Raw genomic sequence first — 23,402 nt, 5'->3', positions numbered from 1 at the left:
CAAGTTGCAGAACGGGACGGGACGCCCCGGGCGCGGCTTGAGCGGAAGCGGGCACAGGTACGCCGTACGGTGGCAGGATGGGCTCCGCAACGCCTTCCTCCATGCACTCACGGGCCGTCGGTCGGCTCCGTGACCAGGGTCCCTTTGCCGGGCGCGTCCTGCTCATCGCGGCGATCGGCTGGCAGCTGGCGCTCTGGGCGGGAGCCCGCAACCCACCCATCTACGCCGCCCTCGCCCCGCTGATGGCCCTTCGCAGCGACCCGTTCTCCTCGATGACCGCCGTGCTTATGCGCGTCGTCGGCGTGATGGCAGGGGTCTGCCTGGGCCTGTCCCTGGTTACCCTGCTCTCTCCGACCCTGCCCGCCGTCGTGCTCGTGCTGGGGCTGGCTCTGCTCATCGGCATCTACGTCGGGCCCGGACCTGTACTCAATCCGCAGGTCGGCCTGTCCTCCCTGCTCGTGCTCTCCAATCCGGCTCCGGACGCCTACGGCATCGCGCGCACGTGGGAGACCGCGCTGGGAGGCCTGGCCACCATCGTGCTGGCGCCGCTGCTGTGGCCTCCGCACCCCCGCCGCGAGCTGGAGGCCATCGCGCGGGACTGCAGCACGCGTCTTTCTGCGGCGCTCGGCAGCAGCGTGGGCGCTCTGGGCGACCCTTCCGCGGCCCGCGCCAGTCGCATGTTCGTGGCGGACGAGGCGCAGCGCCTCAGCCGCTGCCGCGAACAGTCGGACCAAGCGCAGCAAGCGATGCGGTTCAACCCGCTGCACAAGCGTGACAGGGAAGTGGTCGCCCACCTGGCGGACCGCTTGAGGACACTGGCCCAGACCGCGCCCTACGTGGACCTCCTCGCGGTGGAAGCCGACGCACTGAGCACGCGGGACGGGCCGAGCCCGGTCCTGCTGAGGGCGAAGCGGGAACTGCCCGCCATCGTCGAGGCGACCGCCCGCACCATCGAGTCCATGGTGCAGGGGCGGGATCCGAACGCCGATGCCGCGGCTGCGCGCCGATTGCTCGACCGGTACCGCGAGACCGATCCGCAGGCCGTGGCCGTGGCCCTGCGCAGGCCGTTCCACAAGATCCTGGACACCTGCGTACTGCTGCGACCGCTGTCGGCTCCGCCGGCGGACCCGGGCAAGCCCGACCAGGCCGGGTAGGCGGACCGGTCGCGGCCCCTCCCTGGGCGCTGTCACCTTGTTCGGCGGTCTGGGATGACTTCGGGTTGTCGGTGTCCGGAGGGGTGGGGGTTCATGTCGTCCGGGGTGCCGTCGTACAAGAACCACCGCTACCCGGCCGAGTTCATCTCCCACTGCGTCTGGCTGTATTTCCGCTTCCCGCTCTCCTTCCGAGAGGTGGAGGAGATGATGCTCGAGCGCGGTGCGGTCGTCTCGCATGAGACCATCCGCCGGTGGTGCCTGAAGTTCGGCCAGACCTACGCCAACGCCCTGCGCCGCAGGCGCCCGCGGCCGGGCGATAAGTGGCACCTGGACGAGGTCTTCATCAAGGTCCGCGGGGTGCGGAAGTACTTGTGGCGGGCTGTCGGCCAGGGTGGCGGTGTCTTGGGTGTTTTGGTTCGGTGTCGTCGTGGCGGGCTGGTGGTGTGGTGTTTCTTGTGTTGGTTCTTGATCGTGACGGGTCGGGTGTCCCTGTGTCGTGGTTACGGACAGGTTCGGTTCCTTTGGGGTTGTGTAGTGGGGGGTGGTGTCCTGGGTTGAGCGCCGTTTCCGTAGGGGGATCGGTAATGGGGTGGAGATCTCGCGCGGGCTGTCTTGGCAGTGGGATCGGGTGATGGAGGGGTTCCGTGCTGTCGGCGGGGCGGAGTGGTTTTTGTCCGGGTTCGTCGGGGTCTCGGCGTACTTTCGGTCTCGCTGGTACGTGGTGGCGGCTGGCCGGTGCGGGTTCGAGATGAGGGTTGGTTTTTGCCGTCTGGGGTCAGGTCAGCGGCGTCGTCGGCATGTTCGCCAGGGTTTGGGCGGTGGGCCGGAACGGGCCGCGGTGTGCTCTGACGCACCTTCGAGCGGTCGCGGCCCCGTCAGTGTGACTGTGTCTTTCCGGGCTGTGGGATCTGCCCGGTTGCTGGGGCGGATCCCATGGATTGATCATGGCCGGATGCGGGGTTTAGCGCAGGTGGGAGGTGATGGATGCGGCCAGGCGTGGGGCGGCTGTGTGGGTGCCGGCGATGAATCGCATGACCGGTCCGAACGTGGCTGCTGCCGGCAGGCCGGTGAAGTAGAGCCCTGGCACGGTTGAGCTGAAGCTGTTGTCTAGGTGTGGGTAGTTGCCTGTCCGCGTCAGGGTGGTGTGTACCTTCGGGGTGTGCTTCCCCTCGTAGCGTGGAGTCGTGACCCGATAAGGAGTTGAGGGTGGGGAAGCGACGTAGCTACGACGCGGAGTTCCGTGAGGGGGCCGTGCGGATCGTGCTGGAGACGGGCAAGCCGGCTGCGGAGGTCGCGCGGGATCTGGGTGTGCACGAGGGCACGCTGCAGACCTGGGTGAGCCGGGCCCGCGGGGCCGCGGAGACGGGTACCGGCCCTCTGGAGGAATCCGAGCGGGAGGAACTGGCCCGGCTCCGGGCGGAGAATCAGCGGTTGCGCAAGGAGACCGTCGAGCTCGGGATGGAGCGTGATGTCCTCAAGCGATGCATGGTCCTGTGGGTGAAGTAGCTGATTGGGACCCGGCGGTACTCGTCGGGGTGATCAGCGACTGCAGGACCGAGGAGAAGATCCCGCACACCGTGGCCTGCCGCGCGCTCGGTGTGTCACCGGCCTGGTACTACAAATGGCGTGGCAGGCCTGCAAATTTGACGAAGCGTGAGGTCAGACGGGCCGCGCTGACCGAGAGGATCAAGCACTTCTTCGACGCGTCGGGTCGGACCTACGGCTCGCCCAGGATCACGCTTGACCTGTGGGCCGAGGGCTGGCAAGTGTCCGTGAACACGGTCGCCGAGATCATGTCCGAGGAGGGCTGGTACGGCCGCGAACCGAAAAAGAGCAAGGGCCTGACTCGCCAGGGCAAGCGGAAAGCAGCCCGCGACCTGGTCGGACGGCACTTCGACGCGATCGCTCCCGACGTGCTCTGGGTGGGTGACATGACCGAGATCGACACCGGCGAGGGCAAGCTCTACCTGGCCACCGTCATCGACCTGTTCTCCCGCCGCTGCCTCGGATACGCCATGGACGCCCGCCACGACGCCGCCCTGGTCAGCGCGTCCCTGCAGATGGCCGCCGCGACCCGCGGCAGCGACGTGGACGGAGTGATCTTCCACTCCGACAGGGGCAGCGAATACGCCTCCGCCGCCTACAACAGCCTGTGCGACCGACTCGGCGTGGTCCAGTCCATGGGCCGCGTGGGGTCCTGTTTCGACAACGCCGCCGCCGAGGCGTTCAACTCCACCGTCAAGACCGAGTACATCCACCGGCACCGGTTCACCACCCGCGCCGAAGCCCGGATCAAGATCGCCACCTGGATCGCCGACTTCTACAACACCAGACGCCGCCACACCCGTGCCGGCGGACTCCCACCCGTGGAGTTCGAACAGAAGATCAGCCAGCAACGCAGCCAAGCCCACCAGAGGGCCGAAGCCGCATAGAAGAGGACTCTACGTTTCCAGGGGATTGACAGGGCCGAAGCCGCATAGAAGAGGACTCTACGTTTCCAGGGGATTGACACCCTGCCCCCCGGACCTGAACCGGGCCACCATCCGCCGCACGACGAATCGATACATCGCCACCCGAACAGCCCCCACACACCACCCACGGCAGCCACAGCCAGGTCCCGCACCCGCTCCGCCCCGACACCAGAACACTCGCCCGACTCTCCGCCAGCACCTCCTTGACAAGCCCGACGATCTGCCCGGGGCGGTCCACCGCACCGAGGTGCGGCTCGCCAACCAGCGCCAGCACCGCGACCGACACGACGCCGGACAACTGCGGGCACTCGCCGAACTCGGGGACGACTGTGTGAGATCCCGAGATCCGGCGCCGCAGCCGGGGCTACCGCGCCCGACCCGCGTCCTCGCGACCCCACCCCGCCCTCCGGATGCGACGCGAGGCCCTCGGACGAACCTCATGGCCCCGCCGGCTCGCCCACACGCACACAGAATTCCGGACCGGCCCCAAAATGATGCGCGGCTGGCTCCTTTTCCCCCTGGGCATGGCCAGCCTGGTGTGGTCTGAACGCATCCCGCCCACCGCGGACAACAACATCCTGTACCTCGCCGTCGCCATACCCGGAAGCATCGCGATGACCTATCTCGCAGCAGGCATGATCACCTACAAGCGCTTCCTACGACGCCAGGCCGCCCTCGCCGCCACAGGCGATGCGCAGGCCCACGAACACCCCGACCGGTGGTACGGAACCAGGCACCGACCCGAACACCGCTAACCACCCACCCCCACACACGCGACAGCAGACCTTCAGCGGGAAACGACACCGGCCCTTCAGCAGAAGAACGACACCCCGCAACCCGCCCACCAGCAAAAACACCTACCGAAAGCCCTGTCGCCAACCACTGAAAATCACACGTCGCGCATCAGCGAGGTCAGCAGGCGTGCGCCGCACCGGGCCAGTGCCTGCTGCGGGGCGCTGCCGGCCCATTGCCCGATCGCCGCGTACGAGCGTGCGCCCGCGGCCACCGCGGATGCGGCGATCAGCAGCACCGACACAAACGGGTGACGCACGCCCCGGCGATGGCGTGGGTCCGGCAGCCTGACCACCCGCTCTGCCAACGACCGCCCCGAACACCCCGCAAGTGACGGCGACTTGACGAGACGGGCGGTGGCAGACTGACGGCACATCGAGGCTCCGGTTCTGGACGACGACTCGCAAGGTCATCCGTCCACAATGGGGGCCTCGATCTGTTCGTAGCGGCCCTCACCGACATCGTCACCACGCCGTGACCAGCACCTTCACCACCCGCCAGGACTTTGGGACAGCCCTGGCCCCGGGGAAGCCTGGCATCGGCTGGTTCGGGTAGCCGCTCACCGCTGGTGCACCCGCAGCCAGCGGCGGCCCAGGAGTCCGGCCGCTGCGATGGCGGCGGCCACACCGAGGCCCTCACCGGTCTCCTCGAGCGGGCTCTGGTGCCCGCCGCCGGTCACGACACCGGTGTCGGGCGCGCCCTTGGGGATGTGCGGGGTCACGGGCGTGGGGGTCGGCGTGGGGGTGGGGGTGGGGGTGGGGGTGGGCGGCGAGTAGGGAAGCGCGACGGAGAGGCTGCCGGTGAACGTCTCGCTGTTCGGATTGCCGTTCGAGGTCGTGCTCGGCACCGAGCATGTGACGGTGACCGGGTACGTCCGCGGGGCGAGGTTCGGGAGCACCTCTGCCGTGGCTCTGAAGCCCGAGGCGTCGGCGGTGGTAATCGTCGCCTTCCCCGGGGGTGGGCCATCCGGGTTGGCGAAGGCGTTCGAGGTGATCGACGTCACAGCGTTGGCGTTGGCGGGGCAGGTGCCGGAGATGTTGAGGCTGTCCGGCGTCAGGATCTGCTTCCGGCCGAGGGCCGTCGACTTGAACTGGATCGTCCCCGGGTCAACGGGCGGGGTGTAGGGAAGCGCGACGTTGAAAGTGCTCTGGAACGCCTCACTGACCGGCGGGGCTCCCGGGACCTGGCTCGCAGCGGTGCACGTGACGGTGACCGACTGCTCTCCCGGGGTGAGGCCCGACTTCACCTTTGCCGTGGCTTCGAAGCCCGAGCCGGCATTGGTGGTGATCGTCGCCGGACCGTCGAAGGCTGGTGAAGTGATCGATGCCACGGTGTCGGTGCCGGAGGGGCACGTGCCGGAGATGTTGATGCTGTCCGGCGTGAGGATGTTCTTCCGGCCGAGGGCCGTTGACTTGAACTGGACCTTCCCGGTGCCGCCGGGGATGCCCGGATCCGTGCTCCCGCCGTCCGTGGCCGTGCCACTGCCCGAGCCGCCGTCGGCGGTCGTCCCACCGGTCGTGGGGGCCGTGGCGTTGTGGATCGTGGGACCCGCCGCGAACGCCGGTGCGGCTCCTGGGAGCATCAGTGCGGCCGCTCCGATGGCGGTTGTCGCGATGCCCGTTGCAATGATCGACCTCATGCCCTGTCTCCTTCTGCGCGCGTTCCAGGCCGGATCCCCGTTGGAGGCGCCTGCATGTTGCGAGGCACACTCTTCGCGGTTTCGGAGGTCCGGTCATGGACCGATCGGGGGACCAGCCGGTGGATACGGGCTCTCGAAGGGGCTCTGCCGGGCAAGGGGGCGATGGGCTGCAAGGGGCCCGTGGCCGGCGGACCGGCCCCGGACCCTTCGCCAGTGCAGTGCGGTCAGTCGCGCCTGGGCAAGGAGGGGATCGCCTCGTCAGGCTTTGAGTACCGTGAGGTGGGGGCTCGTGCCGAGACCGGCGAGGAGAACGATCTTGGGAGTCACGCGTGAAGCAACTCGCCTGCCCTGTACTTCGTGCTTGAGAACCTGCCCCGTTGTATCGGACCATCCGGGCTTGGACGTCGCCAGGACAAGTCCATCTGCTTCAAGGGCGACGCAGCCCTCAATAGGCTTGTACGCCTCGCCCTTCTGCTCCTTGGGACTGCTCCCGAGCACATCCCCGCTTTTGGCTTCGCCAAGCCACACCTGGTCCAACGTGGCCAGGGCGAAGTCAATCTCCACGAACGGGTTGCCGCTTCGGAGGACCTCGAACTCCTCGCACACCAGCGCTGGGCGGGCCCAGTGCTGGGTTCGAAGGAACTGGGTCGCCAGCAGGGGCACATCTCCGTCGTTCTCGACGAGTTCACGTACCGCCGGATGCAGTTCGTAGTACCAGCTCGGCTCAGGAATCGGCGACTTCCACCGTCTCTGGATCAGGCTGTTCTCACCACCGCATCGTCGGCACGAGTAGGCTTGAGTGATCTCGGCGAGCGGGTAGAACCCGTAGATCGGGCAGTGGCAGCAGCCCAGAACGAGCCCCCGGCGAACGACTCCCTGACTCGCCCATCTGTCCAGGTCGGCACGCCTTGCGTGCTCGTCCCAGTCGTCCTGCTTGTACGCAGCGGCCGCATCCCACGACAGCACGAGCCCCGACTTCAGCTCCCATGCGCTGTCCGGTGGCAGGTCCCAGGACGTCTTCTTCGATGTGAAGGCACGAAGCACCGGCCACCCGGGGCTGGAGGCAAGCTGTTCCAGCTCGGTGCGTGAACCGAGCAGTTTCTCTGCAATGGCGGCCCGCTTCCCGGCCGCACTGGGGCGGATCGCTGTGGTCTGGGCTACGGCAGCATGCTGCAGAACCCTCCCGATAGCCGGCCAGGACAGCCTGGGAGCAGCCAGCCTCCCGGCGAGAGACGCTCCTGCAGAGACGAAGTCGAACCGGTGAGACCAATAGGTGATCCCGCCGTCCGCAGGCCTGACGAAGGTCTCCCACGGGTTGTGATCGGCTGCAATCACAGCGGAGCCCGTAAGCGTGTGGAGCGGCGGCACGGGATGGTTCTTTGCCGTGAGCGTCACCTGCCATCGGTGTCGATCGGGGTCAAGACCGGCGGGGACCTCTCCCGGCAGGCTGAGTACGGCGGTGAGGCTCCCCTCTTTGCCCACCAGCAGCGGCAGCGAGCAGGGCTGCTCCCAGGCATCGCGCAGCACCACCGTCTGCCGGCAGGACAGGTCCACCTCCGCGTAAGCCACCGCCTCAGGTGCCGCATCGCGGTCGGGATCCACTGACGGGATGCGCAGTCGCCAACTGGACTCAGCCCGTTCCCGCACCTGGTCGAGAGCCAAGGATGCGCTCGTCGCCAGGATCCGGTCTTGCGTGTAGGACCGGACGTAGGGCCATCCCTCGTTCCGGGACGGCTCGCTCCGCGGAGCCCAAAAGGCACGGCTGTACGTCTGCCTCAGCGCCTCGGCCAGGGCGTAATCCTCAGGTTTGCCCCCGAACACGAGCAGTGTGTCCCGGTTCGGTATCCCACGCTGGACCGGTATGCACAGCGCCGCTTCGTGTGACCTGACAGCAAAGGCATGCGGACCGGCCGACACGCGGACCTCGGCCACGGCCTCCGGCTCAGTCTGGTGGACCGTGGCTGCCTGCCACGCGGAGGCGTCCACCTCTGCCGTGCCCAACTGCTCCTGGACTCCAATCACCATCGCGTAGGACAGAGCCTCAGTCGTCGTTACCAGCCCACGCGGCACCCCGTACAACGGCACCCGAGCCACAGCCCCGAGCTCAGTGAGGTCGGAGGGGGAACAGCCATCGAACAGGTGAGTCAGCTGCGCATGTTCCTCGCGCCGGTTCACGGACCAACGCGACCGCAGATCTTCAGCGGCTTCCTCGGCCTGTGCCACGGTGGCGTGGCTCCATGCCGTATCCCGCAGTATCTGCGTGGTCGCCTCACGAGCCGCTGGGTCCTCGACCTGCTGACCGGCGACGAAGCGGTCAACCATCCCCGGGGTGACCGACCGCGGCTGCGGGGACAACCACGCTGCCACTGCCTCCCCAGGCTTGCGATAGCCGCGCCAGACCGAGAGCCATCCATCGCACCCAGTCCTCGTCATGGGGCATCACGACCACCAGCCGCGGCGGCCCCGCCACAACGACGGTCCAGACACAGGAACAGTCACGGCCATGACAGCCATAGTGCTGATTCGCACCTACTGGCAGTGTGCTTCCCCTCGTAGCGTGGAGTCGTGACCCGATAAGGAGTTGAGGGTGGGGAAGCGACGTAGCTACGACGCGGAGTTCCGTGAGGGGGCCGTGCGGATCGTGCTGGAGACGGGCAAGCCGGCTGCGGAGGTCGCGCGGGATCTGGGTGTGCACGAGGGCACGCTGCAGACCTGGGTGAGCCGGGCCCGCGGGGCCGCGGAGACGGGTACCGGCCCTCTGGAGGAATCCGAGCGGGAGGAACTGGCCCGGCTCCGGGCGGAGAATCAGCGGTTGCGCAAGGAGACCGTCGAGCTCGGGATGGAGCGTGATGTCCTCAAGCGATGCATGGTCCTGTGGGTGAAGTAGCTGATTGGGACCCGGCGGTACTCGTCGGGGTGATCAGCGACTGCAGGACCGAGGAGAAGATCCCGCACACCGTGGCCTGCCGCGCGCTCGGTGTGTCACCGGCCTGGTACTACAAATGGCGTGGCAGGCCTGCAAATTTGACGAAGCGTGAGGTCAGACGGGCCGCGCTGACCGAGAGGATCAAGCACTTCTTCGACGCGTCGGGTCGGACCTACGGCTCGCCCAGGATCACGCTTGACCTGTGGGCCGAGGGCTGGCAAGTGTCCGTGAACACGGTCGCCGAGATCATGTCCGAGGAGGGCTGGTACGGCCGCGAACCGAAAAAGAGCAAGGGCCTGACTCGCCAGGGCAAGCGGAAAGCAGCCCGCGACCTGGTCGGACGGCACTTCGACGCGATCGCTCCCGACGTGCTCTGGGTGGGTGACATGACCGAGATCGACACCGGCGAGGGCAAGCTCTACCTGGCCACCGTCATCGACCTGTTCTCCCGCCGCTGCCTCGGATACGCCATGGACGCCCGCCACGACGCCGCCCTGGTCAGCGCGTCCCTGCAGATGGCCGCCGCGACCCGCGGCGGCGACGTGGACGGAGTGATCTTCCACTCCGACAGGGGCAGCGAATACGCCTCCGCCGCCTACAACAGCCTGTGCGACCGACTCGGCGTGGTCCAGTCCATGGGCCGCGTGGGGTCCTGTTTCGACAACGCCGCCGCCGAGGCGTTCAACTCCACCGTCAAGACCGAGTACATCCACCGGCACCGGTTCACCACCCGCGCCGAAGCCCGGATCAAGATCGCCACCTGGATCGCCGACTTCTACAACACCAGACGCCGCCACACCCGTGCCGGCGGACTCCCACCCGTGGAGTTCGAACAGAAGATCAGCCAGCAACGCAGCCAAGCCCACCAGAGGGCCGAAGCCGCATAGAAGAGGACTCTACGTTTCCAGGGGATTGACACAGCGTCTTGGTCACACCATGGCAGCCATGGTCGCCACCGGATTTCCGCTTGTCCTGGGGCCGTCACCCCGTCATAGCTGACGCCCATCCGCTGTCACCACCGCACTTATTCACAAGTCCAAAGGATCTGGCCTTGTCGGTACGAATAGCAACAGATGGGGGCATTCAGTCCTAGTCGATTACCACCCTAAGCATCGGCATGATTACGATGTGTGAATGATCGGCTGGTGGTGGACTGTGATGGGCACGCTGCGACGTTGTCGCGTGCTCCTCCTGCCAGGGCTCGTTCTGGTGGTCGCCGCGCACATCGCGGTGGCCACACACAGCGCCGCTTTCGGCGGCCCCCACGCCTCGGTGTCAGGCCCCTCCACACAGCATCGCGCGCTGCAAGGGCCGGTGATCCCTTCCGAGGCGCAGGAACCCCTGCACCAGCACGGCGTGACCGACCACGTCGACCACGCCGTCGACCGGCCACGCACCCATGCCGATACGGTCGCGACCGTCCCGGTCTCCTCCGACGGACTCGCTGCGCTCCCGGTACCGGAACAGCGCACCACTTCCCTGCGTTCCGCAGGCGAGGCGGGCCCGCCGGGCCATCCGGCTCCGCTCGTCCTGAACTGCGTCTGCCGGCAGTAGGAGCGCCCCCGCACGACGTCGTCCGCCCTCTGGCGCATGCCCGAGAGCGGTGTCGAGCGTGCTCGCGCGCCCTGAGAACTGCCTATCCCGTGCGCCCACGTCCCCGTGGACGCGCGTAGGAGCCGTACGCGATGAACCACCTCTCCCTGCTCGACGACTTCGGTCCCCTCTCTCCCCTCTCCCACGCGCCGGTGCCCGTGGTCGCCCGGCGGCCGGCGCAGCTGGTGGGCAGCACTCCGGTCCTGTGGATCGACCAGCCCTTCGCCCCGCCCGGCCGCGGCTTCTACGCGAAGCTGGAGGGGTGCAACCCCGGCGGCATCAAGGACCGGCCGGGCCTGCACATGATCCGCCAGGCCCGGCTGCGCGGCGAGCTGCTGCCCGGCGCCCCCGTGATCGAGTCCTCTTCCGGCACCCTCGGCCTGGGGCTGGCCCTGGCCGGCCTGACCTTCGGCCACCCGGTCACGGTCGTGTCCGATCCGGGCATGGAGCCCTCGGTCGTACGCCTGCTCACGGCGCTCGGCGCCTTCGTCGACCAGGTCGAGTCGCCTCACCCCACGGGCGGCTGGCAGGCAGCGCGGCGTGAGCGGGTCGGCGAGCTGCTGGCGGCGGCGCCGGGCGCGTACTGCCCGGACCAGTACGCCAATCCCGACAACGTCGGCGCGTACCGGCCACTGGCCGGTGAGCTGATCGCCCAGCTGGGCCGGATCGACGTCCTGGTCGCGGCGGTGGGAACCGGCGGGCACTCCGCCGGGATCGCGGCCGGTCTGCGCGAGCACTCCCCCGGACTACGGCTGATCGGGGTGGACTCGGTCAACTCGGCGATCTTCGGCCAGCCCGTCGGCCCTCGGCTGATGCGCGGGCTGGGCTCCAGCATCCACCCGGCGAACGTGGACTACGGAGCGTTCTCCGAGGTGCACTGGGTGGCGCCCGGAGAGGCGGTGTGGGCGTGCCGGCGGCTGGCCCGCCAGCACTACGCGTCCGGGGGCTGGAGCGTGGGCGCGGTGGCGCTCGTCGCGGGGTGGGCGGCACGGACGATGCCGCCGGGGACGCGGATCGCCGCCGTCTTCCCCGACGGCCCCTACCGGTACCTGGAAACCGTCTACAACGACGCGTGGTGCGCCGAGCAGGGCATTCTCGGGGTGGAGCCGCCCGAGGAGCCGGACGAGATCGCGGCGCCGGACGAGTGCGCGGTGACCGGGTGGACCCGGTGCAGCCAGGTCCGCGACCCGCTCGGACGCGAGCCCCGCCGCCCGGTGCTGCGGACGGCGGCCGTGCGGTGAAGGGCCTGCGGGCCCAGGTGCGGTCCTTCGACACGAGCGTGCGGCTGCTGATGGTCAACCAGTTCGCCATCAACCTCGGCTTCTACATGCTGATGCCCTACCTCGCGGACCACCTCGCCCACGGTCTGGGACTGGCCGCCTGGGCGGTCGGCCTGGTGCTCGGCGTACGGAACCTCTCCCAGCAGGGCATGTTCCTGGTCGGCGGGACGCTGGCTGACCGGTACGGGTGCAAGCCGATGATCCTGGCCGGGTGCGCCCTGCGGACGGTCGCCTTCACCCTGCTCGGCGTGGTGCAGTCGCTCCCCGCGCTGATCGTCGCCTCCGCGCTCACGGGGCTGGCCGGGGCGCTGTTCAACCCGGCGGTGCGGGCGTATCTGGCGGCTGAGGCGGGACCGGAGCGGCGGGTGGAGGCGTTCGCCGCGTTCAACGTCTTCTACCAGGCGGGCATCCTGGTCGGCCCGCTGGCCGGACTGGCCCTGCTGGCGTGGGACTTCCGGCTGGTGTGCCTGGTGGCGGCCGGGATCTTCGGGGCTCTGGCCCTGCTCCAGGGCCGGGCGCTGCCCGGTCGGCCGCCGGCCGATCGCAGTGCCGAGCCGGCTTGGCGGGCGGTGCTGCGCGACTGGCGTTCCATCGCGGCGAACCGGCCGTTCCTGCTGTTCGCCGTCGCCATGTCCGGGTCCTACGTGCTCGCGTTCCAGGTGTACCTGGCGCTGCCGCTGCGGGCCCGGGACCTGTTCGGCGACCGGAGCGGCGTGGTGACCGGCGCCGTGTTCGCCGTCTCGGCGCTCGCCGCTCTGTCGGGCCAGCTGAAACTGACGGCCTGGGCCAAGCGCAGGCTGTCCGGGCCCGCGGCGATCGCGTGGGGGCTGGCTGTCATGGGAGTGGCGTTCCTGCCGCTCCTTCTCGGCCCGTACGGCGACGGAGTTGCGGGGACCGTCGTCGGGGTCGCCGGGCTGGTGTTGTGTGCCGCGCTCCTGGCCTGGGGCGGGGCGCTGCTCTACCCCTTCGAGATGGACACCGTGGTCAGGCTGTCCGGCGAACGGCTCGTGGCTACGTACTACGGCGCCTACAACACGGCGTCGGGGGTTGCGGTCGCCGCCGGGAACCTGGGAGTGGGTGTCTTGTTCGACGCCGGTGTCGCATGGCTGCCGTGGGCGGCGCTGGCTGCGACAGGCCTGCTGTGCGCCGCTGCCGTGACCGGCCTGGAGCGCGGTGGGTACCTGCGCCCGCCGGTACGGGAGGTGGTACCGGCGGGTTGAACGGCTGGTGGGCACCCGGGGATCCTGGTGCCCACCGGCCAGTCAGCGGGTCGCGCTCGCCCCTGCGAGGTGGAGGTCGTCGGACGTGCAGTGGTGGGAGTGGCGCCAGCCGTCGCCGTCCTGGACCGCGTCCTGGAGGTGCGGGTGGCCGGGCTCCAGAGTGGTGTGGACGTGAGGGCTGTCCGTCGCGTCGCGGGCGGGCCAGAGCCACACCGCCGACACGGCCGCGATGAGGCCGATCGCTCCGAGGGCGACAACGGCAGCGAGCAGTCCCGCCGAGGCGCCGACCCAGCCGGCGAGGGGGTAGGTGAGCAGCCAGGCGGCGTGGGAGAGGGAGAACTGGGCGGCGAAAGCGGGTGTCCGCTCCTCGGGTGCGGCCGAGCGGCGGATGAGCCGGCCGGTCGGGGTGAGGACCATGGAGCAGGCCGCGCCGAACGCGGCCCAGGCACCGAGGAGTGCCGGCCAGCGCCAGCCGCCGCCGGAAGCCGAAGTGATCACGCCGACGGCGGCGAAGACCAGGGTCAGGGCGAGGCCGCCGCGGAGCATGACCGTGCGGTCGGCGACCTTGTCGAGGACGCGCGGAAGGATGAGGGCGACGAGCATGGAGCCTGCGCCGTATGCGCCGAGGGCGAAGGCCACGTCGCCGGTGGTGCGGCCGAGGTGGTCGCGGACGTAGACGACGGTGTTGACGGGAGCGCATCCAGCTCGCTAAGGCGGTGCAACCATGTCATGGGTGGACGACGTTGAACACGTCATCGTGGACGAGTATGTGGTGATGGCGCAGTGCTTCCCGGCCAGTGACCGTGGACTGGGTGCTTTTCGATCGCTGTGGCTGGAATCGGTCGCCGACGAACTGGCCCCAGTGATCGCGGATCATGGAAGTCCCCGCCCCCTGCCGCCTCCCTTCGACAGGCTGTTTTCCTCCTTCGGGTTCGATGCCGCGGATGCGCGCATGTCGGTAATGGAGAAGGTGCCAGGTCGTTCAGTTGCACCGGCGATGTGCGAGGCCGCACGAGATCAAGCACTCCGAGACTTCGTGAAACGGATCGGGGACTTGTGATCTGGGCTGTGGCCAACGCGAATCTTGCTCTGGTCAAGTATTGGGGCAAGGCGGGCGGGAACGTCAACGACGCTGCTGGCGGCAGCCTGTCTCTCACTCTTGAGGGGCTGAGCAGCTTGGCAGGTGCCCGTGTGCGGGGCACGGGGAAGGGCGATTACTGCCGTTGGAACCCGCCTGCCCCCGCTGCCGGCCTTACGCAGTTCGTCGCTCAAGCACGGGAGAGACTGGGCATCGGCGACGGCTTGGACATCGTCGTGACCTCGAACTTCCCCGCCGGTTCAGGCCTGGCATCGTCGGCGTCGGCTTACTCGGCTGTGACCACCCTGCTGGCGGGGCTGGCAGACCCCCAGCCCCGCGACGCGGAACGTGCTGAACTGGCCCGAAGCGGCTCCGGGTCTGCATGTAGGTCTCTCCTGGGCGGATTCGTGGAATGGCGACCCGGAAAGGGCGGCAGCGTTACCCAGATCGCGACTCCCGAGCACTGGCCAGTCGACGTGGTGATCGCCGTGGTGCGCGAAGGGCCCAAAGACGTCTCATCCCGGGAAGGCATGCTCCGCACCGCTGCCACCTCGCCCTTCTACGAGGCCTGGCTGGCGGCGGGTGCCGAAGACCTGCCGGTCGTGCGGGGGGCCATCCTCAACAAGGACATACAAGTGCTCGGCCCAGCCATCGAGCGCAATGCGTTGCGCATGCATGCCACGGCCCTCGGTGCCGACCCACCCCTGTTGTACTGGGAACCCGCGACGCTAGCGGTCGTCCGAGAGGTCTGGAAACTACGGAAGACAGGCGTACCGGCATACTTCTCGATAGACGCCGGCCCGCAGGTGAAGGTCATCTGCGAGCCCGGGAGCGCCGAGCGCGTCGCCCCCGCAATCGCCGCAGTACCCGGCGTGATCCGAGTGCTGCGTTCGTTTCCCGGTCGGGCCCCGAGCATCGTTACCGCCCCGCCTTCCTGGGCACAGCTGCCACCAGACTGGTCTGGATCCGTCCCGAGTACCGTCGGGAGGGGCTATGGCTGACGTACGCGTTTTCGCGCCGGGCAAACTCGTCATCATGGGGGAGTACGCCGTGCTCCAGGGCGCCCAGGCCCTGGTGGTGGCAGTGGACAGCGGCATCGAGTGCCTTTGCCGCTCCAGTCCACGGGGCTGGTGGCTCAACGCGCCCGAGCTCGGTGTGGATGCCCCGCTGTCCGACGCGTCCTCGGTGCCCAAGGCCGCTCTCTTGACGCTGGCCGCTACTACCGCCGCCGCAGAGTTTCGCCACATGGCGCCCCAGCACGTCACCGTCCGGGCTGTGCCATCTTGCCCACAGGGCAAAATCGGACTTGGTGGGAGCGCTGCGAGTACGGTCGCAATCGTGGGTGCGCTCGCTGCGGTGGCCGGTGAAGACCCCGCCAATCCACAGTTTCGTCTCCGGCTGTTCAGCCTTGCACTTGCCGTGCACCGCGCGCACCAGCACGGTCTCGGCAGCGGCGTTGACGTGGCAGCGAGTACGTTCGGAGGATGGCTCGGCTACCGGATGTCCGGCGCGGTCCCACATGCCGTCCCCGTAGAACCACCTCCCGGCCTGACGTTCGCAGCAGCCTGGAGCGGCATCGGCACCGATACAGCGGCGAGCGTGGCACGTTTCGATGCGCTGCCCTGCCGTGCCGAACATCTTCGTCGGATGCACGCTGTCCTCAACGACTTCTGGGGTGCGCTGGAGGAGAGGTCCGCACCGGCAGTGCTCGAGTCGGTCTCCCGCTATGGCGGCCTTCTGGACGCAGTTGCCCAGGAACTCGGCCTCCCCGCGCGTGCGCGGATCGCCGAGCTCGTCCGATCTGCCACCGGCACTTCGACCGCGGCCAAGGGCTCTGGAGCGGTCGGCGGCGACTGTGTTGTGGCCCTCGGATTCGCCTCCCCCCACCTCCAAGCCGTCAGGGCAGGGTGGCAGCGGATGGGAGCAACCGTCCTCAGCCTCAGACCGCAGTACGGCGGAGTGCACGTGGTGCAGTCCGGCCGCATCGCGGACGAACCAATTGAACTGGACGAACCAATTGAACTGATGGACGGCCCAGGCCGTGCCCATCAGGGCAAGGAAGAGAAGTGAGCGACCAGGCCAGCAGGAGAACGCAGAAAACCGCTGTGCCATCGTACGAAACCGAGGGTGCGGGGCGACCCCCCGAGTACCGGAACCAAGCCGCAGGCCTTGCGAAGAGAACGACGTCACGCCATCCGGGCTTTCATCGTTCGTCACTGCGCGACCGCCTCAACTGGCTGGTCGCAACAGCAGGCCTCGACTCCAGCGAGCGCGATCTCCTGGAAAGCGGGGCACCGTTGCCGATCACCCAGGCCGATCTCATGATCGAAAACACGGTGTCGGTGTACGGCCTCCCCTACGGCATTGCCCTCAACTTCACGATCAACGGCCACGATCGCATTGTGCCCATGGTTATTGAGGAGCCCGCTGTAGTGGCCGCTGCCTGCCACGCGGCACGCCTTGTCCGAGCATGTGGCGGCATCACTGCCGACGCAGACCCCGCATTGATGCCGGGACAGATCCACATCGTCGACTTGCTCGATGCTCAGGCGGCAGCCACACGTGTTAGCCAAGCCGCCGACCGCCTCGTGGCCGAGGCCCGCCGCCTCCAGCCGCGGATGGTATCCCGCGGATTTGGTACACGTAAGATCACTGCCCAGGCTCTGCCGGACGGGACCCTCCTGGTGACCTTCATCGTCGACGTCGGCGATGCCATGGGTGCGAACAGCGTAAACACTCTGCTTGAGACGGTAACCCCCGAAGTCGTGGCAGTAACCGGGGGTGTCCCTGGAGTGCGGATCCTGTCCAACCTGGCTGACAGCCGCATTGCACGGGCTCGTGTCAGCCTCCCGGACCATCTCCTGAAGAATCCAGTCCACGACGGCCCTGACACTGCCCGTCGCATTGCACAGGCTTCAGCTCTCGCGACCATGAATCCACACCGCGCAGCCACCCACAACAAAGGAATCATGAACGGCATCGACGCGGTCGCCGTCGCCACCGGCCAGGACTGGAGGGCGATCGAAGCAGGTGTGCACTCATACGCGGCACGCACTGGAACCTACCAACCAGTAGCCACATGGAACTACTCAAACGGACTGCTGCACGGATTCTTCGAAGCGCCCCTCGTCGTCGGCACGGTCGGCGAGCGCATTCGTGCCAACCCGCTGGCCTCACTTTCACTCAAACTCCTGGAAACGGTCCGAGCCAGGGAGCTGGCCACCGTCATGGCCGCGGTCGGGCTCGCCCAGAACCTCGCCGCGCTTCACGCACTGACCGGCGAGGGGATCCAACGCGGCCACATGGCGCTCCATCAACGCTCCCTGCCCAGGCCCCCTGCCCTGTCACAGCCGTCGGCGGATCCCAGCACACTGCCGCCCGAGAATTACGACACCACATAGCGTCTGGACGATGGCCGTGACACCAGAGATTCGGCAGCGGAGCGTGCAGCAGGTACCTGGAAAAGTCATCCTGCTCGGCGAACATGCCGTCCTGTACGGGCATCCTGCGATCGCTGCCCCCATCCCACTGAGCATGACGCTGACCGCCCGGCGCAGCCTTCCGGCCATGCCGACAGGCGAGCGGCAACTGTGTCGAGCTCTTGCCGTGGCGGCCTCCTTTTTCCACATCGACCCGCACACCATCAGGCTGCATATCAGCTCTCGCATCCCGGCCGGGGCCGGCCTCGGCAGTTCGGCTGCATTGAGCGTTGCACTTGTGAGAGGACGGTTCGTGACCCTTTGAGTGATTCTGTCGTCGCCTGATGGTGTGGGGTGCGGGCGGAATCCACTGGTCCGCAGCCGGTGGTCTGTTGGGGTGGCGGGGTGAGTGAACGCAAGCCGTACCCGAGTGACTTATCGGACGAGCAGTGGTCGTTGATCGAGCCGGTGATCACGGCGTGGAAGGATCGGCACCGCTCGGTCAGCGGCCACCAGGGCGCCTACGCCATGCGGGAGATCGTGAACTCGATCCTCTACCAGAGCCGGACGGGCTGCCAGTGGGCCTACCTCCCGCACGATCTGCCGCCGAAGAGCGCGACGTACTACTACTTCGCCGCCTGGCGGGACGACGGAACCGACGAGGTCATCCACGAACTCCTGCGCTGCCAGGTCCGTGAGAAGGCCCGCCGATTAGAGGACCCGACCCTGGTGGTGCTGGACACGCAGAGTGTCCGTGTTGCCGCCGGGGTCCCCGCCTCCACGACCGGCCGGGACGCGGCGAAACGGGTCCCGGGCCGCAAGCGCGGACTGGCCGTGGACGTACTCGGCCTGGTCATCGCCGTCATCGTCCTCGCCGCGAGCGCGCATGACAACGCCGCCGGCATCGCCCTGCTCGACCGGGTCGCCGAGAACACCGCAGGAACCGTCGAGAAGGCCCTGGTCGACCAGGGCTTCAAGGCCGCCGTGGTCGCCCACGGCACCACGCTCGGGATCGACGTTGAGATCGTCGAACGCAACCCGCAGGACATCGGGTTCGTGCCGCAGCCGAAGCGGTGGAGGGTCGAGCAGACCTACGGGGTCCTGATACTGCACCGGCGCCTGGTCCGCGACTACGAGCACCGCCCGGCATCCTCCGCCTCACGCGTCTACTGGGCCATGACCCACATCATGGCCCGCCGCCTGACCGGCGCGAACACCCCCACCTGGCGCGATGCGGAAGCGGTGACGGCGTGAACATCGAGCCCCTGCTCGACGCGCTCGACGTCCAGCAGGACGCTGCCCGGTCCCTGGCCGAGGACCTGCGCACCCAGATCGCCGAACTTCAGGGCCGGCTACGGGAAGCCGAGACCCACCTCGAACACCTCGCGATCACCCGGAAGACCGTCACCGCCCTCGCGGACCGGATCCCCGCCGGGGCCGACTCACCCGACCTGCCCGAGCACCCGGACTACCCCCGCATCCTCGGCGTCTTCAACGACGCGACCGGACCGCTACGGGCCCGGGACATCTGCGAAGCCCTCGACCACGAACTGCTGCCGAAGAACATCGAGGGTACCCGCGCCAAGCTGAAACGCCTGGTCAAGCTCGACGTCCTCACCGAGGTCGATGCCGGCAGCTTCACCAGGAAGCAGTAGCCGACCGAGCACCGCGACCAGCAGCCCTGCCCCATCCTCACCCGGAAATGGACATCAAGTCGCGAACCGCCCTCTGAGGGCTGTCGCTGATCTGGCTGCCGCCGTCCCCGACGAGTCCCAAATCCTGAGCATGGCCACAGATGTCGAATGCGTGTTCCACGGCAGGTCCTCCGGGCTGGACGTCTGCGCGGTAGCACACGTCGACGCAATCTGGTTCGAACCCGGCCTCCCACCCCGCACTTCCCCGCTGCCCGTCGCGGCCCCGCTGTCCCTCATCATCGCCTTGACTCCCAGGCGGACATCCACCGCGGCGCGTATTGCCGCACTGCGTATGCGGGTGGATTTCTCTTCTCCTACGGTCCGGCCCGCCATGGACGCTCTGGGCAAGCTGACCTGTCAGGCACACAGCGCCGTGGTCCATGGAGACCCGGGCCCGCTGGGCCTTCTCATGGACCAGGCCCAAAGTACTCTCCAAACCCTGGGCCTATCGACCCCCGAGCTGGACCGCGGGATCGCAGTGGCGCGCGCGGCAGGCGCCGCTGGGGCCAAACTCACGGGCGCAGGCGGAGGAGGCGCCCTCATCGCTCTCGCGCAGGGCCCGGATCAAGCGCCCCAAATCGAGGCCGCCCTCAAGGATGCCGGATTCATCGCCTTCACCACCACACCCCTCGGACGCATTGACCAGAAGCTCACGGGGTCCCGTCCCCCACGGAGGAGGTGATTCCTGACCGCATTCCTGGCGGGGAAGCTAACGAGAGTCACTCCTGCGTGTCAAATCGTAATCAAAGGTCACGGCACGATTCCAGAGGGTCGCAATAGCACCCGGTGGTAGAATCGAATAGTTTAGATTGGCGGCAAGCGTGGATCAGGGCCACGCATGTGCCGAGCATGACCACGTCCACTTTCCCACACTGCAGACGTGAGTCGGCCTCCCATGAAGAGGGAGCGTGATGATGACGGAAGCTGCCGGTCAGTCAGAGCGCGACTACGGGGGTGGCCACTTGAGCCACAGCCTGCCCACCGAACTTCGCCGCCTCCGAGCGTTGGAACACTTCGGCGATCCAGGCACCTACGCAGCCCTGAACAACTGTGGCATCCAGGCTGGTTGGCGCGGATTGGAATTGGGGGCCGGCGCCGGGTCCATCGCGTGCTGGCTTGCCGAACGCTGCGCACCCGGCCAAGTGGTCGCCACCGATCTCGATACCAGGTTTCTGCCGCAAGACGTGCCGAATATAACCACCCTCAAGCATGACGTTTTGCGAGAAGAATTCCCGCCAAATTCATTTGAAATTGTGCATGCCCGTGCCTTGTTGGAGCATTTGTCCGAGCGTGAACAGGTCCTGGCCCGGATGGTTGACTGGACTGCCCAGGGTGGCTGGGTGTGCGTGGACGGTTTTATTGCGCTTGAACCTCCACCTGACTCCCCAAACCCGTATCACCGATGCATGAGCGGCTTGATTTCACTGAGTTCCCATATCCAGGCAGACCCACGCTGGGCGGCGAGCCTGCCTCGGCTTCTATCTGAGTTGGGTCTCCGGGATGTCGGCTCGCTTTGCACTCCCGGTCATGTCGGTCCGGGAGGTAATGCTGACGCGTTCTTTCGGCTGACGCTCGACCAGATCGCGCCGGCTCTGTTGGGGCATGGCTTTGTGACCGAGCAGGATCTTTCCGACTGCTCCCGGGTTCTAGAAACCGAAGGCTACGTCGATCTGTCTTTCCTCCAGCTGTCTGTGTTTGGCCGACGCTCACCCTAAGGCGCGTTGCGACCATGGGGACGCATATCAATCACTTCTACCCAGCGGGAGGTTCTGCAATGATCGGGCATCCGCGGGAAGTACTTGCCGGAACGTCAGGTATCGCATCGGCTGGACGGAGATTTCCACTAGTGGGTCACTTGCCCGCGCTCGCAAAGGATCCACTCGGATTTATTTCCTCGGCATCCAGGCGGGGAGACATGGTGCGCATATGGCTCGGACCGCAAGAGACCGTGCTGGTATGTGATCCAGAGCTGACCAGACAGATGTTGCTGGATGATGCCACCTTCGATAAGGGTGGCGCCATGTTCGAGAATGCTCGCAGGACCGTAGGAAACGGCCTGACGGTTTGCCCGCATGGCCAGCACCGCCGTGAGCGACGGCTGTGCCAGCCCTCGTTTCAGCCGCCCCGTTTGGCTGATTATGCACATACGTTCTCGGCAGTGGTCGAGAAAGAGGTCGGTACGTGGCAAGACGGTCAGGTCATTGAAGTAACCGAGCGCATGATGGCATTGACGAGCCGAGTCATAATCGAAACGATGTTCTCGGACACGCTCAGCCCAGAGCAGGTAAGACGCGCGACCGCAGATGTGCGCATCTTCATGGATGGAACTCTTCGCACCGCGCTCACACCGCCATTCCTGGCAGCGATGCCATTTGTGGGCACCCGCCATTTCGATCAAGCTGCGGAGCGCATGAGGGCGACGCTAGTAAAGGCCGTCACACACAGAAGAGAGTTCCCTGGAGAGTACTCTGACCTCCTTTCGGTTCTTTGCAATGCAAGTGATCCGAACAGCCCGGCTGATCAGCGAGTCCTCAGTGAGGCTGAACTCGCCGACCAGGTTATAAATTTCTTTGTCGCAGGCACGGAAACCACGGCACTCACCCTGGCTTGGTCGCTGTACTTGCTAGACCGGCACCCCCAATGGGATACGGGTGTGCACGGCGAAGCCGTGCGCACCCTCAATGGCCATTCCGCTACGTACGAGTGTCTGCCTCTGCTCGAAACGACTGGCCGCGTACTCACCGAAACCTTGAGACTCTTCCCACCCGCATGGCTGATCACGCGCAAGATGACCCAGGATTCCTCACTTGGTCGGGTTCGCCTCCCAGCAGGAACAATGCTTGCCTACAGTCCCTACGTTATCAACCGACTGCCCAGCGCTTACACCGACCCAGATCGCTTCGACCCAGACCGATGGGTGAACACAACTGTCGGTCGCAACGCATTCATCCCATTCGGAGCCGGGCCCCGAAAGTGTATAGGCGATCGATTCGCCATGGCTGAAGCCACGATCATTCTGGCCACCATTGCGAGCCGTTGGCGCCTGAGCTCCATCGACAAAAAGGCTGTCAAGCCGTTCGCGGCCGCGACCCTACGTCCCCGGGGCCTGAGAATGAGAGCCGTTGCCAGATGAGACTCGCTCCGAGGCAAGCCTTGGGGCGGGCATCAATCCATCGACCAGCGCACAGGATGGAAAAATGAGAATTAACCACCTGGCGCGCAAGGAAGCCGAGTCATCGCCGAATCCAGGGCACTATGATCAGAATTCGGGACATTGCCAAAAGACTTGAGCGTGAAGTTCAGATCACGGTCAGGATGCTCGCCGACAACTGTCTGGCGATCGGAGCCGCGGTAACCTTCACGGCTGCAGCATGCGGGTATTTCCGAAAGGGCTGGGTGGATTCGGTTGAGAGCATCTGCATCAGCCTGGTGCTCTTCGTCGCATATCTATACATATTCGATTCATCAAACCAGGCGCGCGACGCAGAGGAGGACAGAGTAAATAAGCCGCACCGGCCTATTCCAATGGGCTTGTTGACTCCTTCCGAAGCCATGCACCGCTTCTGGTTGGCAATGCCGATCTACACTCTTCTCGGCTTCCTGAGCGGAACGATTGAATGGACTCTTCTGTGGCAAGGAGTAACGGTATTTCTCAACTTGCTCTCGCACCCGCGGCAGTATTTCTACGTGAAACCCGTGGCAATGCTTCTCGGCACGATTGCACAGCTCGCGGCGGCGTGGCAGTTGGTCGGCCCGATTGACAGGACGGGCTGGACGTGGGTGCTGACAGTCTCGATCGGATTCAATCTGGCGTTGATTTTCGAGGATGTCCGCGATATGGACGGGGACCGCCGCATCGGGCGACGCACTCTCGCTCTCATGCTCGGTCACTGGCCGGTGCGCATTTGGTTTTTCGTGGTCATGGTGTGTTTGCCTGCGTTTCTCCACGGGTATCTATTTGCACCTGCCCGTGGCGCAGGTTCTTGTGACAATTTTCTGCGACTGGATCATCGCCATATTGTGTTGGATGGTCGCCGTGAGAGCCCTCGTGTTCAGGAATCCTCGCTCTGACAGAATTACATATCTCCTTTACCATTCCATGTATAATCTCACTCTTGCCACCGCAGTCATAGTTC

The 23,402-nt window shown here is 66.7% G+C and carries 23 protein-coding genes and 2 pseudogenes; 21 read left to right on the top strand and 4 right to left on the bottom strand.

Annotated elements, in window-relative coordinates:
* Positions 1-77: 77 nt before the first annotated feature.
* The 5 genes and pseudogenes from ACTVZO_RS00370 to ACTVZO_RS00350 all read left to right on the top strand — a co-directional run bounded on the left by ACTVZO_RS00370 (position 78) and on the right by ACTVZO_RS00350 (position 4,380).
* The gene (locus ACTVZO_RS00370; RefSeq protein WP_443296357.1) at positions 78-1,154 is read left to right on the top strand and encodes an FUSC family protein; all 1,077 of its coding nucleotides are present in this window, start codon (positions 78-80) and stop codon (positions 1,152-1,154) included.
* A gap of 93 nt (positions 1,155-1,247) precedes the next feature.
* Positions 1,248-1,954: pseudogene (locus tag ACTVZO_RS00365) on the top strand (IS6 family transposase); the annotation flags it as partial.
* Positions 1,955-2,360: 406 nt separating this feature from the next.
* Positions 2,361-2,660 (top strand): transposase, encoded by a 300-nt coding sequence (locus ACTVZO_RS00360; protein WP_443296350.1) that lies wholly within the window; start codon positions 2,361-2,363, stop codon positions 2,658-2,660.
* Positions 2,636-3,586, top strand: coding sequence for an IS3 family transposase (locus ACTVZO_RS00355; protein ID WP_443296356.1), 951 nt, complete (start codon positions 2,636-2,638; stop codon positions 3,584-3,586). The genes ACTVZO_RS00360 and ACTVZO_RS00355 overlap by 25 nt, the downstream gene beginning before the upstream one ends.
* 575 nt (positions 3,587-4,161) lie before the next feature.
* Complete coding sequence (locus ACTVZO_RS00350; protein WP_443296355.1) at positions 4,162-4,380, top strand: hypothetical protein; 219 nt, start codon at positions 4,162-4,164, stop codon at positions 4,378-4,380.
* Between the two features lie 134 nt (positions 4,381-4,514).
* Here the strand turns inward: ACTVZO_RS00350 and ACTVZO_RS00345 are convergent, their stop codons facing one another.
* The 3 genes from ACTVZO_RS00345 to ACTVZO_RS00335 form a co-directional block, all read right to left on the bottom strand.
* Positions 4,515-4,793 (bottom strand): transposase family protein, encoded by a 279-nt coding sequence (locus ACTVZO_RS00345; protein ID WP_443296354.1) that lies wholly within the window; start codon positions 4,791-4,793, stop codon positions 4,515-4,517.
* 183 nt (positions 4,794-4,976) lie between these two features.
* The gene (locus ACTVZO_RS00340) at positions 4,977-6,056 is read right to left on the bottom strand and encodes a hypothetical protein (protein ID WP_443296353.1); all 1,080 of its coding nucleotides are present in this window, start codon (positions 6,054-6,056) and stop codon (positions 4,977-4,979) included.
* Between the two features lie 258 nt (positions 6,057-6,314).
* Positions 6,315-8,378, bottom strand: coding sequence for a hypothetical protein (locus ACTVZO_RS00335; RefSeq protein ID WP_443296351.1), 2,064 nt, complete (start codon positions 8,376-8,378; stop codon positions 6,315-6,317).
* A gap of 265 nt (positions 8,379-8,643) precedes the next feature.
* On the opposite strand from ACTVZO_RS00335, the gene ACTVZO_RS00330 reads away from it, so the two are divergent.
* The 5 genes from ACTVZO_RS00330 (at position 8,644) to ACTVZO_RS00310 (ending at position 13,075) form a co-directional block, all read left to right on the top strand.
* On the top strand, positions 8,644-8,943 hold the full coding sequence (locus ACTVZO_RS00330) for a transposase (RefSeq protein WP_443296350.1): 300 nt from the start codon (positions 8,644-8,646) through the stop codon (positions 8,941-8,943).
* Positions 8,919-9,869 carry an IS3 family transposase gene (locus ACTVZO_RS00325; RefSeq protein ID WP_443296349.1) on the top strand — a complete coding sequence of 317 codons (951 nt, stop codon included), beginning with the start codon at positions 8,919-8,921 and terminating at the stop codon, positions 9,867-9,869. Before ACTVZO_RS00330 ends, ACTVZO_RS00325 begins: the two co-directional genes overlap by 25 nt.
* Before the next feature lie 247 nt (positions 9,870-10,116).
* Positions 10,117-10,536 (top strand): hypothetical protein, encoded by a 420-nt coding sequence (locus ACTVZO_RS00320; protein ID WP_443296348.1) that lies wholly within the window; start codon positions 10,117-10,119, stop codon positions 10,534-10,536.
* 131 nt (positions 10,537-10,667) lie between these two features.
* Entirely contained in the window at positions 10,668-11,816 is a 1,149-nt protein-coding gene (locus ACTVZO_RS00315) for a PLP-dependent cysteine synthase family protein (RefSeq protein ID WP_443296347.1), read from the top strand.
* Positions 11,813-13,075, top strand: a complete 1,263-nt coding sequence (locus ACTVZO_RS00310; RefSeq protein WP_443296346.1) for an MDR family MFS transporter — start codon at positions 11,813-11,815, stop codon at positions 13,073-13,075. Before ACTVZO_RS00315 ends, ACTVZO_RS00310 begins: the two co-directional genes overlap by 4 nt.
* A gap of 42 nt (positions 13,076-13,117) precedes the next feature.
* Here the strand turns inward: ACTVZO_RS00310 and ACTVZO_RS00305 are convergent.
* Positions 13,118-13,744: pseudogene (locus ACTVZO_RS00305) on the bottom strand (MFS transporter); the annotation flags it as partial.
* Positions 13,745-13,808: 64 nt separating this feature from the next.
* Between ACTVZO_RS00305 and ACTVZO_RS00300 the strand changes: the two are divergent.
* From ACTVZO_RS00300 to ACTVZO_RS00250, 11 genes are all read left to right on the top strand, one after another.
* On the top strand, positions 13,809-14,135 hold the full coding sequence (locus tag ACTVZO_RS00300; protein WP_443296345.1) for a hypothetical protein: 327 nt from the start codon (positions 13,809-13,811) through the stop codon (positions 14,133-14,135).
* Between the two features lie 8 nt (positions 14,136-14,143).
* Positions 14,144-15,154, top strand: coding sequence for a diphosphomevalonate decarboxylase (mvaD, locus tag ACTVZO_RS00295; RefSeq protein ID WP_443296344.1), 1,011 nt, complete (start codon positions 14,144-14,146; stop codon positions 15,152-15,154).
* Positions 15,147-16,223, top strand: coding sequence for a mevalonate kinase family protein (locus tag ACTVZO_RS00290; protein ID WP_443296343.1), 1,077 nt, complete (start codon positions 15,147-15,149; stop codon positions 16,221-16,223). The genes mvaD and ACTVZO_RS00290 overlap by 8 nt, the downstream gene beginning before the upstream one ends.
* Positions 16,220-17,554 carry a hydroxymethylglutaryl-CoA reductase, degradative gene (locus ACTVZO_RS00285; protein WP_443296342.1) on the top strand — a complete coding sequence of 445 codons (1,335 nt, stop codon included), beginning with the start codon at positions 16,220-16,222 and terminating at the stop codon, positions 17,552-17,554. The genes ACTVZO_RS00290 and ACTVZO_RS00285 overlap by 4 nt, the downstream gene beginning before the upstream one ends.
* 10 nt (positions 17,555-17,564) lie before the next feature.
* Entirely contained in the window at positions 17,565-17,897 is a 333-nt protein-coding gene (locus ACTVZO_RS00280) for a mevalonate kinase family protein (protein ID WP_443296340.1), read from the top strand.
* An 80-nt stretch (positions 17,898-17,977) separates the two neighbouring features.
* Positions 17,978-18,826 carry an IS5 family transposase gene (locus tag ACTVZO_RS00275; protein ID WP_443296339.1) on the top strand — a complete coding sequence of 283 codons (849 nt, stop codon included), beginning with the start codon at positions 17,978-17,980 and terminating at the stop codon, positions 18,824-18,826.
* Complete coding sequence (locus tag ACTVZO_RS00270; protein WP_443296338.1) at positions 18,823-19,227, top strand: hypothetical protein; 405 nt, start codon at positions 18,823-18,825, stop codon at positions 19,225-19,227. Before ACTVZO_RS00275 ends, ACTVZO_RS00270 begins: the two co-directional genes overlap by 4 nt.
* Complete coding sequence (locus tag ACTVZO_RS00265) at positions 19,199-19,948, top strand: hypothetical protein (RefSeq protein WP_443296337.1); 750 nt, start codon at positions 19,199-19,201, stop codon at positions 19,946-19,948. The genes ACTVZO_RS00270 and ACTVZO_RS00265 overlap by 29 nt, the downstream gene beginning before the upstream one ends.
* Positions 19,949-20,177: 229 nt before the next feature.
* Positions 20,178-20,981 carry a class I SAM-dependent methyltransferase gene (locus tag ACTVZO_RS00260; RefSeq protein WP_443303006.1) on the top strand — a complete coding sequence of 268 codons (804 nt, stop codon included), beginning with the start codon at positions 20,178-20,180 and terminating at the stop codon, positions 20,979-20,981.
* 14 nt (positions 20,982-20,995) lie between these two features.
* Positions 20,996-22,399, top strand: coding sequence for a cytochrome P450 (locus ACTVZO_RS00255; RefSeq protein ID WP_443296336.1), 1,404 nt, complete (start codon positions 20,996-20,998; stop codon positions 22,397-22,399).
* Positions 22,400-22,581: 182 nt separating this feature from the next.
* Entirely contained in the window at positions 22,582-23,337 is a 756-nt protein-coding gene (locus tag ACTVZO_RS00250) for a UbiA family prenyltransferase (RefSeq protein WP_443296335.1), read from the top strand.
* Positions 23,338-23,402 lie beyond the last annotated feature (65 nt).

The sequence above is a fragment of the Streptomyces sp. IBSNAI002 genome, assembly GCF_052244475.1.
Taxonomy (GTDB): domain Bacteria; phylum Actinomycetota; class Actinomycetes; order Streptomycetales; family Streptomycetaceae; genus Streptomyces.
This window is presented reverse-complemented; position numbering and strand designations above follow the sequence as displayed.